Annotated in this window: 11 protein-coding genes; 7 read left to right on the forward strand and 4 right to left on the reverse strand. The window is 59.2% G+C overall.

Annotated elements, in window-relative coordinates; all coding sequences use genetic code 11:
• The first annotated feature begins 31 nt into the window (after window positions 1-31).
• The 3 genes from GSF27_RS15135 (at window position 32) to ampE (ending at window position 3,666) form a co-directional block, all read left to right on the forward strand.
• Window positions 32-2,068, forward strand: a complete 2,037-nt coding sequence (locus tag GSF27_RS15135; RefSeq protein WP_160970648.1) for a DUF1631 family protein — start codon at window positions 32-34, stop codon at window positions 2,066-2,068.
• An 87-nt stretch (window positions 2,069-2,155) separates the two neighbouring features.
• The gene (gene ampD / locus GSF27_RS15140; protein ID WP_160970650.1) at window positions 2,156-2,779 is read left to right on the forward strand and encodes a 1,6-anhydro-N-acetylmuramyl-L-alanine amidase AmpD; all 624 of its coding nucleotides are present in this window, start codon (window positions 2,156-2,158) and stop codon (window positions 2,777-2,779) included.
• Window positions 2,779-3,666 carry a regulatory signaling modulator protein AmpE gene (gene ampE, locus GSF27_RS15145; protein WP_160970652.1) on the forward strand — a complete coding sequence of 296 codons (888 nt, stop codon included), beginning with the start codon at window positions 2,779-2,781 and terminating at the stop codon, window positions 3,664-3,666. Before ampD ends, ampE begins: the two co-directional genes overlap by 1 nt.
• Before the next feature lie 728 nt (window positions 3,667-4,394).
• On the opposite strand, the gene GSF27_RS15150 is transcribed toward ampE, so the two are convergent.
• The 4 genes from GSF27_RS15150 to GSF27_RS15165 form a co-directional block, all read right to left on the reverse strand.
• Entirely contained in the window at window positions 4,395-4,652 is a 258-nt protein-coding gene (locus GSF27_RS15150) for a hypothetical protein (RefSeq protein WP_160970654.1), read from the reverse strand.
• A 180-nt stretch (window positions 4,653-4,832) separates the two neighbouring features.
• The gene (locus GSF27_RS15155) at window positions 4,833-5,837 is read right to left on the reverse strand and encodes an ABC transporter permease (protein WP_160970656.1); all 1,005 of its coding nucleotides are present in this window, start codon (window positions 5,835-5,837) and stop codon (window positions 4,833-4,835) included.
• 58 nt (window positions 5,838-5,895) lie between these two features.
• Window positions 5,896-6,777, reverse strand: a complete 882-nt coding sequence (locus GSF27_RS15160) for an ABC transporter ATP-binding protein (RefSeq protein ID WP_202410474.1) — start codon at window positions 6,775-6,777, stop codon at window positions 5,896-5,898.
• Window positions 6,774-8,039: an AmpG family muropeptide MFS transporter gene (locus GSF27_RS15165; protein WP_160970658.1), complete on the reverse strand. Its 1,266-nt coding sequence runs from the start codon at window positions 8,037-8,039 to the stop codon at window positions 6,774-6,776. The genes GSF27_RS15160 and GSF27_RS15165 overlap by 4 nt, the downstream gene beginning before the upstream one ends.
• Before the next feature lie 194 nt (window positions 8,040-8,233).
• Between GSF27_RS15165 and GSF27_RS15170 the strand changes: the two genes are divergently transcribed.
• The 4 genes from GSF27_RS15170 to groL all read left to right on the forward strand — a co-directional run bounded on the left by GSF27_RS15170 (window position 8,234) and on the right by groL (window position 12,194).
• The gene (locus GSF27_RS15170) at window positions 8,234-9,268 is read left to right on the forward strand and encodes a YdiY family protein (protein ID WP_160970660.1); all 1,035 of its coding nucleotides are present in this window, start codon (window positions 8,234-8,236) and stop codon (window positions 9,266-9,268) included.
• A gap of 201 nt (window positions 9,269-9,469) precedes the next feature.
• A complete protein-coding gene (locus GSF27_RS15175) occupies window positions 9,470-9,946 on the forward strand; it encodes an FxsA family protein (RefSeq protein WP_160970662.1) in 477 nt (158 codons plus the stop codon).
• A gap of 242 nt (window positions 9,947-10,188) precedes the next feature.
• Window positions 10,189-10,482, forward strand: a complete 294-nt coding sequence (gene groES, locus GSF27_RS15180) for a co-chaperone GroES (RefSeq protein ID WP_160970664.1) — start codon at window positions 10,189-10,191, stop codon at window positions 10,480-10,482.
• A 68-nt stretch (window positions 10,483-10,550) separates the two neighbouring features.
• Window positions 10,551-12,194 (forward strand): chaperonin GroEL, encoded by a 1,644-nt coding sequence (gene groL, locus GSF27_RS15185; RefSeq protein WP_160970666.1) that lies wholly within the window; start codon window positions 10,551-10,553, stop codon window positions 12,192-12,194.
• Window positions 12,195-12,392 lie beyond the last annotated feature (198 nt).

Consider the following 12,392-nt stretch of genomic DNA (forward strand, 5'->3'; position numbering starts at 1 on the left):
GCGGTATACCGTTGACCGGTGGAGTGCCCCCTTGTCTGATCCGTCTCCGCAAATTCTTACTGAAGTTCCTGCCTTTGAAGCGATGCAGCATCTGCCTGCACCGGTCTTGAGACTGCGTGACAACGCGGTTCGGTTGCTGACGCGCGCCTTCAATAACCTCTTTCTGGGCAGTGATGATGTGCTGTTCCGGCTGGCCGCCGAGGCCGGCAGCAGTGAGGAGCAGAACGCCTATTTTGAATACCTGCGCGAAATACGCCTGCAGCGAACTACGCTGGTGGATCGTTATATGCGCACCCTGGATCAGGCCTTCGCCAGGGTTTGCGGTCTGGCGGTCGCCCCGCAGGAGCTGGCCGCAGTGTCTGCCACGCAGGTGGATGTGCCCACTTTCGAGAGTATCGAGCTGGCCCTCGCCCTGGAAACCTCCGTTAGCGCGGTGCAGAAGCAGAGTTCTGCGACCCTGCAAGCCTTGATCGCGGTAACCAATCAATGGCTGCCGGTTCCCGTGTCGGTACGCAACTTTCCACTCGGGCCGCGGGTGCTGTGTGACAGTTTCCGGATGGTGGCCGAATCACTGCAGATGGATGGGCGCGGGCGCCAGATTCTGGGAAAACTCTTTGATAAGGCGGTGGTGCAGCAGCTGGAGAGGATTTACCAGCGCCTACAGGAGGTGTTGCGTTCCTCCGAACTGGCTGCGGCCGCTATTGAAATGGATGCATCTGCGCTGGCAAAAGATCCGCATACCGTTGAGTCGGCAATAGCTGGGGCGGTTACCCGGGAGCAGCTGCTGCAGGTGTTGACCGAGCTGCAGCGCAGTGACGCGCAGCGCCTGGTCGCCGGCAGTCCGCTGGAGTCGCAGACCCTGGAGCATCTGCAGAGGCAAATTCAGCAACTGTCGGGGCAAGCGGTTGAGGTGGCAGCCAGTGACTGGCAGGCCATTGAGCTGATGCAGAAGATGTTTGAGTTTATTGTCCGGGACCAGAGCCTGCCGCCTCCCATGCAGGCTCTGCTGCGGGGCCTTCATATCCCGCTGTTAAAAGTCGCCGTGCTGGATGATGCGGTGTTCAGCGAGGCGGGCCATTGTGCGCGGCGCCTGCTGAACGAACTGGCGAACGCGGCTCTGGGGTGGCAGGAAGGGGAGGATAGCGGTCCCCATGGTCTGTTTACCCAGGTGCAGAATTGCGTGGTCTACCTGCTGCTGAACTTTACCGAAGAGGTGGCCGTGATACAGCAGGCGCTGGATCAGTTTCACGGCAGCCGTGAGCAGGAGTCGCGCAGGGCGTCCCTGCTGGAGCGTCGCACCATTGACGCCGAGGATGGCAAGGCAGCGGGTGAGCGGGCCCGCCGCCTGGTAGACGCCGAGTTGCACCCCTACCTGGCCAGTGGGCAACTGCCAACGTGTGTGGCGGAGTTGCTGCAGGAGGCCTGGCACAAGGTGATGTTGGTTACCCTGTTGAAACAGGGGGCCACCAGTGATGATTGGTACGCATGCCGGCAAACGGTTGAACTGTTGGTGTGGTCGGTTACGGCACCGATGGATGGTGAGGGGCGCGCAAAATTGCTGCAAACCCTGCCGGATCTGTTGACCCGGCTGCGGCAGGGACTGGACCTGATTGCCATGGACGCCGGACCCCGCAGCCGGTTGCTGGATCAGCTGCAGCAGACCCACCTGCAGCGGCTTTCCGGGGACGAGGGGAGCGGGACAGCGGTTGCTGGCTCCCCGGTACTAGCCGACTCGGCTCCGGTTGCCGGGAAGGAGAGTCGTGACGAGGGCGATTCCGTCAGTGCCGGGCATCTGGCGCGGGTGGATCGGGTTGCCAAGGGATCCTGGTTCGAGGTGCGGGCAGAGGGCGCAGACCCGTGTCGCTGCCGTCTTGCGGCGGTGATCAGCAGCGTGGATAAGTACATCTTCGTCGACCGCTCCGGGGTCAAGGTGTCGGAGAAATCGCGGCGGGAGTTTGCCCGGGCGCTGCAGAGCGGCGAGTTTGTCGTCCTGGATGATGGCATGCTGTTTGATCGCGCCCTCTCTTCGGTGATTGGTGATGTACGGCGGGGCCGCGGGCGCAGCTGAGTCCGATTGGTCGGCCCGTCGCCAGCTGGCGCCGATGGCGGCCCTTGTGTAACCTTGGCCGATAACTTCAAAGATCCGGATAACTTCATGCCATCAGTCCCAGATCCTGTCGCTGACACGGTGGCCGCGCTCACAATCGACGGCGATGGCTGGTTGGTGAATGGCAGCCGGCAGCCATCGCCCAATTACGACGACCGCCCCGACCCCGAAGATGTTTCCCTGCTGGTGATTCACAACATCAGCCTGCCGCCAGGCCAATTTGGCACCGGCTGTGTGCAGGATTTTTTCTGCAACCGCCTGGACACTGCAGCCCACCCGTTCTTCGCTGAGATTGCGGATCTGCGGGTATCTGCCCATTTTCTGCTGGAGCGCGATGGCAGCATCACCCAGTTTGTGCCGACCCGCGGCCGGGCGTGGCACGCAGGCAAGTCCCGCTTTCTGGGGCGCGGGGTCTGCAACGACTTTGCGGTGGGCATTGAAGTGGAAGGCACCGATACCGAGGCCTATACCGATCAGCAGTATGCACAGCTGGCCCGTTTGACCCGGGCGCTGATGGCCCGGCATCCGGCCATCACCCCAGCACGCATTACCGGCCACTCCCACATCGCCCCGGGTCGCAAGACCGATCCGGGGCCAGCCTTTGACTGGCAGCGGCTGTTTGCCGGTGCCGGAATGACCGGCATACCCGATCCCCTCGTTCAGGAGTCCTGATGACATTTCTCACGGTGGTTATTGTCTTTGCGGTGGTGCAGTACCTGGGTTCTGCTGCCAGTGTGCAGCGCGATGGCTGGCTGAACGAATGGTTTGCCACCGCCAGGGTGCGGCTTGGGGCTGGCGTACCGGGTTGGGTGGTGCAGGTTCTGCTGCCGGTGGTGTTGCTCTGGCTGGTGATGTTCCTGCTCAGCCGGGTTTCTGCCTGGCTGGTGCTGTTGGCTTCGGTACCGGTAATACTGTGGAGCCTGGGGCGGGGCGAACTCAAGGCCAGCCTGCTGCAGTATTGCGATGCCAGTCGTCGCCAGGATAACGAATCCGGCGCTATCTATGCCTGCCGCCTCGGAGCCAATGTCGGGCGGGTGGAGGACTGGGCTGCGCTCAACCACGAGGTTCTGTTGCGCACGGCCTATATGGGGCTGGAACGCTGGTTTGTGGTCATCTTCTGGTTCCTGGTGTTGGGGCCAGCCGGCGCGGTGCTCTACCGGGTGGCGGCCTTGTCTGGTGCAGAGCCTGCGGCCAGCGGCGAGGAGGAGGGGGAGACCTGCGGTGCAGTGGAGGACCCCGGCAACGAGTGGCAGCAGCTGAGCCACCGCCTGTGCTGGCTGCTGGAGTGGCCGGTGGTGCGTTTGCTCGGGTTGACCTTTGCCCTGAGTGGCAATTTCTCGGGAGCCCTGGGCAACTGGCGCCAGTGGCTGTGGGATGTGGAAAAATCCTCCGCCGAGGCCATGTCGTTTGCGGTACTGGGAGCCCTGAATATTAACAGCAGTGAGCTGACCCGGGAGCACATCAACGAGCAGGAGCTGGAAGCCCTGATTCCCCTGCTGCGCCGCAGTTTACTGCTTTGGATTTGTGCGCTGGCTGTCCTGAGCCTGATGGGGTGGTAGGCGGTTGTTCAGGCGGGCGGCAGGAAATATGTTGTCCACAGCTGGCCTGCGCCAACCGGTACGTTAGTGTTTACGTACCTGCGGGGCCAGTGTCATAAGGGGTCCAGCTATCGAGAATAAATTAATCTAAGCTAGCCAAAGCCCTTGACCCGGTCCGGAGCTGCGAATACTATGAACTTCTTGCCGGCAGAGCTGTACAAACATACAGTTCTTCTCGACAGCAAGGATGCGCCACTAACACAGCACTTGAACTGCGCATGGCTCTGCCGGTAAGCCCTTCTTTCCAATCCTTTTCAGCGCCAGTCCGGGATGATCCCACCCCTTGATGGCAGGTGAACCAAGGTGCGTTTTACCCTCTTTTTCTGATTGGTCGATTCCGTACTGAGAGCACATCCGGTAGTAGGTTAATTCTGGTTTTTAATTTTGCTCTCAGTCTTGTCAGGACAAGTCCGGATGGTTGGATCCCCGCCTGCGCGGGGATGACGCGCTTCGGGGCGGGAATCCACTTGCTGGAGGCGCTGAAGCCGCCCGAGACCCCGGTCATTCCCGCGAAGGCGGGAATCCAGACTCGATAATGCGCCGTTTGCAGATGCTGCAAGGTTCGCCCTCCGAAATATAGTGCGTCTCCTCAGCGGACTCCAGGCACAAAAAAGCCCGGCACTGTGGCCGGGCTTTTTTGTATTTGCGAGAAGTGCTCGCAACGCTGTCAGCAGGACAGCGGCAGAGTCTTACTTCTGCTTACAGGCTTTCTTGGCAGCCTTGATCTTCTTCTTGCTGCAGTAAGAGTTGTCGGTCAGACACCACTCTTTGCTGCCTTCGAACTGCACAACAGTGCGTGGCTCGCTGGTGTTGGAGCAGCTGATTTCCAGCTTGGAGAAGGTGCGGCCGTCGGCGCCCTGCTCGGTGCCTGCGTCTTTCATGGAAGTAGGGCCAGCCAGGGCGGCGGCGGAGAAGGTCAGCAGGGCTGCGGTCAGTACACGTTTCATAGTAATGGTGCCTCAATAACTTTTGCTAAGCCCTACTGCATAAAGGGCTTTTAGGGATGGTGTCGATATCGGGGCGCCATTATAGACAGTTTGTGAAAAAAATACACAGTTCAGTGATGATTAGATGTGTAAAGGAGTGTTTTTTGTGTGGAAGGTACACAACAACCCTGTTGAACATTATTAATCCGCCCGCCAGCGAAATAATTTTGCTGCCAAAAGCAGGAAAACCGCTGTCATGGCCGCCAGGACCAGCAGGTGATAGCCCACCTCGTTGATACCGGCGCCGTCCAGCATGACGGAGCGGGCCGCCTGCACTATGTGGGTCAGGGGCAGGACTTCGGCCACCACCGACATCCAGTGAGGGGCTCCATCCAGGGAGAACCAGACCTCCGAGAGCAGCAGCATGGGAAAGGTGAGAAAGTTCAGCAGGCCGTTGGCCAGTTCCTCATTGGCCAGGCGGCTGGCGATAATCAGGCCCAGGGAGAGGATGCAGATGTTACCCAATACCGCAATCAGTAACAGTAGCCAGTAACTGCCCAGCATCAGGAAATTGAGGAACCAGTCTGACACCAGATACACCATAACGCTGACCATCAGCATGATCAGCAGCCGGGACAGCAGCTGTGCGGAGAGGAAGGTCAGGGGGGAGACCGGGGCGGCCTGTAATCGCTTGAGGACACCATTTTTACGGTAGCGCACAATCACATAGCCGACGCCAAAGAGGCCGCTGAACATCAGGTTCATGGCCAGGATCCCCGGTATGACCCAGTCCACATAGCGAACCTTGCGACCGGCCAGGGTCTCTGCGCTCCAGTTGGCTCCGCTGGTGTCGCTGGCGATCAGGTCCCGTAGCGGCTGTGCCCGCACGGAGGTGGGGTTGTACAGGTAGTGGTTGCTGCCATCGGTGTAGAGGAGCAGATCCAGTTGGTGGTGCTCGATTCTCTGGCGGGCTTTCAATTCGTCGCTGTAGGGCAGCAGTTGCAGATACCCCTTGTCGGCCAGCACGGCTGGCGGGGTTTCTGCAGGGTAGTAGCCCACCTTGAACAGGGTGGGGTCTTCGCGGGAAAAGGCCAGTGCCACGGCCGCAATAATGAGCGGCGGCATGATAAATGACCAGGAGAGCGAACCGCGGTCACGGTAGTACTCCTTGGTGCGGGCCAGAAATAAGTTGAGGAGCTGCTTCACGTTATCGCTCTCGCTGGTTGTCGTGGCGGGTGGTTCCGGCCCGGCGCAAGCCGGGGTGTCACTCCCGCAAACTGTGTCCGGTGAGTTTCAGGAACAGGTCGTCCAGGGTGGCATTACGCACCTGTAGCGAGTGCAGCTTGGCGCCGGACTGCATCAGCGCCTGCAGCGTGCCCTCGATTGAGCGGCTGGCGATCACCGACTGGCGTCCCTGACGTGTGACACTCTCCATCTGCTGCCAGTCGGGCGGCAGGTCCTCGGAATCGAGGCAGACAAAGACATCCTGGAAATGGCTGCGCAGCAGGTCCCGGGGGGAGCCTTCGGCAATAATCTGCCCCTTGTCGACGATCACCAGCTGGTCGCACAGCTGCTCTGCCTCATCCATGTAGTGGGTGGTGAGCACCACGGTTTTGCCCTGTTGCTTGATCTCCTCGATCAGGCGCCAGAAGTTGCGCCGCGACTGGGGGTCGAGGCCGGTGGTGGGCTCGTCCAGAAACAGTATGTCCGGGTCGTTCACCAGCGCCAGTGCCAGTAGCAGTCGCTGCTTCTGGCCACCGGAAAGTTTGGTGGCGGGCTGGTCGATAAAATCACCCAGTTGGCACTGTTCGATCAGGTGAGGGAGGGGCTGGCTGTGCTGGTAAAAGCTGGCAAACAGTTGCAGAACCTCCCGTACCGAGAGGAAATCCATCAGGGCGGTGGACTGGAACTGGATGCCCGCTTCCTGTTTGAAGGCTGGGTTGTTCTGCTTGCCCTTGTAGAGAATCTGGCCGCTGCTGGGGCGGGTGATTCCCTCCATCATTTCGATGGTGGTGGTCTTGCCGGCGCCGTTGGGGCCCAGCAGGCCAAAGCAGATGCCACGGGGAATGGCAAAGCTGAGGCCGTTGACGGCCTGCACCCGCTTGAAATGCTTGACCAGCTGTCGCACTTCCATAATTGCTGTCATGCCCGGGCCTCCTCTGCCTGGGGTGCCTCCTGCCAGGGGGCCATCACTACCAGCAGCAGCATGCCCGGCACCGCCAGCAGTGTACACAGGTAGAAGAAGGTCTCCCATCCGGTGGCTTCGACAATATAGCCGGTGGCGGCGTTGGCCAGCGAGCGGGGCAGGGCTGCCACTGCTGTAAACAGGGCGAATTGGGTGGCGGTGTAACGATGGTCGGTGGTGCGGGCGATAAAGGCCACCATGGCTGCGGTGCCCAGTCCAACCCCCAGGTATTCAAAGCCGATCACCAGGCCCAGCAGCCACAGGTTGGCCCCCACGTGCGCCAGCAGGGCAAAGCCCAGGATCGACAGCATCTGCACCACACCAAAGACCCACAGGGAGCGATTGATGCCCAGCCGGATCATGATGATACCGCCGGCAATGCTGCCGAATACCATGGGCCAGAGTGCGGCGTTCTTGGCGATGATGCCGATCTCGCTGAGGCTGAAACCGAGATCAATATAGAAGGGCGTGGAGAGGGCGGTAGCCATGTTATCGCCCAGCTTGTAGAGAAAGATAAACGCCAGTATCAGGGTTGCCTGGCGTACGCCATTGCGGTTGAAAAACTCCTGGAAGGGCTCGGTGACGGCGCTGCGCAAGGTGTGCGGTGTATAGCGGTGTTCGGGCTCATCGATGCAAAGGGTGAGGGCGATACCCAGCAGCATAAATGCAGCGGTAACCGCAAAAACGGTCTGCCAGTCAAAGTGGTCGGCCAGGATCAGGGACAGCGATCCGGGAATCAGACCGGCAATACGGTAGGCGTTGATGTGTATGGAGTTGCCGAAGCCGAGTTCTGTGTCCGGCAGAATCTCACGGCGGTAGGCGTCTAAAACAACATCCTGGCTGGCGCTGAAGAAGGCCACTGCCGCTGCCAGCCAGGTAATGATCAATAAATTGTTGTTGAGATCCAGCCAGGGCAGGGCGGCGATGCTCAGCAGCAGCATAATCTGGGTCAGCAGCATCCAGCCGCGGCGCAACCCCAGAAATGGCAGGCTGAAACGATCCATCAGCGGTGCCCACAGAAACTTCCAGGTGTAGGGCAGGTTAATCAGGGTAAACAGCCCGATCTCTTTCAGGCCGATGCCCTCGGTGCGCATCCACGCCGGCACCAATTGCGCCAGGATGTAGAGCGGCAGGCCGGAACTGAAGCCGGTGAAGATACAGATCAGGGTGCGGCGGTTGAATATCGCTTGTTGCAGGGAGCTACGGGATTCGCTGGCTGTCATGGTTACGTCGGTCTGAAAGGCAGGGCTTACCATAGCGGATTGGTCGCGCAGTGAATAGCGTTTGCCGCCGCCGGCGAATGCCTCTGTGAACTGACCGGCTAAACCATTTACACCTTTGTAGCGTAGGCATTGCCAGCTTCATTGTTTACACTATCGCGCAATGTGATACGCCTGACAAAAAACGGGGAACAGTTATGATTCGAGTGGTAGCGGCTGCGGCTCTATCCGTTGCGGTAGCGCAGGCTGCCTACAGTGGTGAACTGGTACTTGCCAATGGGGACCGGATTGAGGGTGAGCTGGTCAGTATGGATAACGGCACCATTACCTGGAAATCCCCCAGTTTTGGTGAGGTGACCGTACCCAAAGAGAAAGTGGTCAACATGACCACCGGCACCCAGTTCAAGGTGCTGGGCAACAAGGAGCCCTGTGACCTGCTGGGCATGAGCGACAATCGCCTGAACTACAAATGTGGCGATGGTCCAGTAGAGGCGGGTGACCTGCTGGCGCTGCACGACATGGTGGCTTTCACCGATTACGCCGCAGATTCCGGCTACGTCTACAAGGGCAAGCTGTCGGTCGCCGCCTCCTTCGAGCGCGGTAATACCGTCGAAGACGATATAGACGCTGCTGCCGGGATCAGCTTCCGCAAGCAGGATATTCGTCATCGTCTGGATATGTCCTACAGCGGTGAGTCTTCTGACGAAGCGCCGCTGGATGAAGAGTACGACGTGCGCTATCGCTTCGACTACTTCTTTGACGAATTCTGGTACTGGTACAACCAGGCCCGCTGGGAGGCCAGCGAGCCGGACAACATCAGCGACCGTTACACACTGGGTACCGGTTTGGGTGTGCAGCTGTGGGAAAACGCCCGCTCGGCGTTCGCACTGGAAAGCGGTGTTGATTACATCAAGGAGTACCTGGACGGTACCGAAGCTGACCGGCTCGATCCCCTCTGGAATGCCAAGGATGAGCACATGGGCTGGCGTCTGGCCTCGGACTTCCGTCACAAGCTGCCCTACAAGATCGAGCTGTTCAACGTGAACGAATTCCTGCAGTCGCTGGAAGACCAGGATGACTGGGAGGTCAGTGCCGACCTGGGGGTTACCATGCCACTTGGTCCGGGCCTGTTCACGGAATGGAAGTACGAGTACGACTACGATAACCAGCCTGCGATTGGTGCCGGCCGGGAAGACAGAAAGTTCACCATCGGTGTTAACTATCAGTGGTAACACCTGCATCAACCCCGGGCGTCGGCGCCCGGGGTTGATTTCCCGCCGATTGTCCCCATCTCTCCTGACAGTGATGCTGCCCGCAACCAGGGCCTAACCGCCACCTCTGGCTGGCTCCCCAGTTGGCTGTCCCCGGAAGGTCCGGGAACACCGCCGCCTGTTCGCGGTCCATTGCACACCCCCCAATCTGCCGGAGAGAACATGCCCCTGCTTATTATTTTCGTCATCCTGCCCATTCTGGAGATGTGGCTGCTGATTGCCGTCGGCTCGCGCATTGGCGCCCTGCCTACCATCGGTCTGGTGCTGCTCACTGCCATGATTGGCCTGGCGCTGTTGCGGCGACAGGGAGCCCGGGCGCTGGTGCGTGCCAATAAGCGCATGAATCAGGGGGAGATCCCGATACAGGAGATGGTAGAGGGGATCTTCCTCGCCGTGGGTGGCGCGCTGCTACTGACCCCCGGCTTTTTCACCGACGCCCTGGGCTTTGCCTGCCTGATTCCCGGCTTGCGCCAGCTGTTGATCGGCCGCCTGTTACGCCCGGTGATCATGCAAACCGCCTCGCGGGCGGGCACGTTTTACCACTACCAGCGGCGTCCTGACGGCTCCGAAGACATTATCGAGGGTGAGTTCTACCAGCACCGGGACCCGTCGGATCCCGCTGACAAGCGCCTGCGCTGAGCCCGCAGCGGCCGTCTTTGCGGCCTTATGCCAGGGGATTGCCGGCAAATTGAAAAATTTTCATTGGCGGGTGTTGAAATCCCTTTTTTGAGCCCCATCTAGGTACCCACTTGGTTTTTGTGGCCCCGACCCCCGGTTGGGATCACGCCTCCGCCGGCCTTGCCCGAGCGGTGCTTTTATCTAAACAGCCAAGCTAAGTGCTTGAAATCAGTCCAGAAATTGACGTTTTGGAGAAGAAACGCATGAAAATTCGTCCTTTACACGATCGTGTTGTGGTTCGCCGCAAGGAAGAAGAAAAAACTACCGCTGGCGGTATCGTTCTGCCCGGCTCCGCTAAAGAGAAGCCAAATCAGGGTGAAGTAGTCGCTGTTGGTAGCGGTCGCGTGCTGGATAACGGCGAGAGCCGTCCTGTAGACGTAAAAATTGGTGACATCGTGGTTTTCGGCAAGTACGCCGGCAGCGACACCATTGAGGTGGACGGCGAAGAGCTGGTGATCCTGGCCGAGAGCGACATCAAGGCCGTTATCGAAGGCTAAGGGCTGACCCTCTGTCTCAGACACCTAATAACGTATTGATTCAAAACGAATTTCCAAGGAGCTAAAGAATGGCTGCTAAGATTGTTAAGTTTGGCGACGAAGCTCGTCAGGGCATGCTGGCCGGTGTAAACATCCTGGCTGATGCGGTAAAAACCACCCTGGGTCCCAAGGGCCGTAACGTGGTTCTGGACAAGTCCTTCGGTGCCCCAACCGTAACCAAAGACGGTGTTTCCGTGGCCAAAGAGATCGAACTGAAAGACAAGTTCGAGAACATGGGCGCGCAGATGGTGAAAGAAGTGGCTTCCAAGGCCTCTGACGACGCCGGTGACGGTACCACCACTGCTACCGTGCTGGCCCAGGCCATTGTGAACGAAGGCCTGAAGTCTGTTGCCGCTGGCATGAACCCCATGGACCTGAAGCGCGGTATCGACAAAGCCGTTATCGCTGCGGTTAAGCACATCCAGTCCATCGCCCAGCCTTGTACTGATACCAAGTCCATTGCCCAGGTAGGTACCATCTCTGCCAACTCCGACTCCAACATCGGTGACATCATCGCCGAAGCCATGGAAAAAGTGGGCAAAGAAGGCGTGATCACTGTTGAAGAAGGCAGCGGTCTGGAAAACGAGCTGGACGTGGTTGAAGGTATGCAGTTCGACCGTGGTTACCTCTCCCCTTACTTCGTCAACAACCAGGAGAGCATGAGCGTTGAGCAGGAGTCTCCGTTCATCCTGCTGGTAGACAAGAAGATCTCCAACATTCGCGAGCTGCTGCCTGTTCTGGAAGCCGTAGCCAAATCCGGCAAGCCTCTGGTAATCATCGCTGAAGACATCGAAGGCGAAGCCCTGGCTACCCTGGTTGTGAACAACATGCGCGGCATCGTCAAGGTTGCTGCCTGTAAAGCGCCTGGTTTTGGCGACCGTCGCAAGGCCATGCTGCAGGATATCGCTATCCTGACCGGTGGTACCGTTATCTCCGAAGAGATCGGTCTGGACCTGGAAGGCGCCACCCTGGAGCATCTGGGTACTGCCAAGCGCGTTACCATGAACAAAGAGACCACTGTGATCGTGGATGGTGCCGGTGATGCCGCTGACATCCAGGCTCGCGTTGCCCAGATCCGTGCCCAGATCGAAGAGTCCACTTCTGACTACGACCGCGAGAAGCTGCAGGAGCGCGTAGCCAAGCTGGCTGGCGGTGTTGCCGTAATCAAGGTTGGCGCCATCACCGAAGTGGAAATGAAAGAGAAGAAAGCCCGCGTTGAAGACGCCCTGCACGCTACCCGTGCTGCGGTAGAAGAGGGCGTTGTTCCTGGCGGCGGTACTGCCCTGCTGCGTGCCGTTGCGGCCATCGCTGACCTGACCGGTGACAACGAAGACCAGAACGCTGGTATCGCCATCGCCCGTCGCGCCATGGAAGCGCCTCTGCGCCAGATCGTAGCCAACGCCGGTGACGAAGCCTCTGTGGTTGCTGAGCGTGTTCGCAACTCTGACGGTAACTTCGGTTACAACGCCGGTACCGGTGTTTACGGCGACATGCTGGAAATGGGTATCCTGGATCCAGCCAAAGTTACCCGTACTGCACTGCAGGCTGCTGGTTCCGTTGCTGGTCTGATGATCACCACCGAAGCCATGGTTGCCGATGCACCTGACGAGAAGGGTGCCGGCGGCGGTATGCCTGACATGGGTGGCATGGGCGGTATGCCTGGCATGATGTAATTTTTACAGCGGGGCGGGGTGACCTGTCCTGATGGTAAAATTCGGAAAAGGCTCACTTCGGTGGGCCTTTTTTGTTTGCCTTGTCCCGGGGCGATCTTTTGCATTGGCACTATGTCTGGTGGTTGGCCACAAAAAAGGCCACCTGAAAGGCGGTGGCCATAAAGGCGAACATTTGACGACGTTCGCAGAGGTTGGCAA

This window comes from Pseudomaricurvus sp. HS19 (genome assembly GCF_009857815.1).
Classification (GTDB): Bacteria; Pseudomonadota; Gammaproteobacteria; order Pseudomonadales; family Cellvibrionaceae; genus Pseudomaricurvus.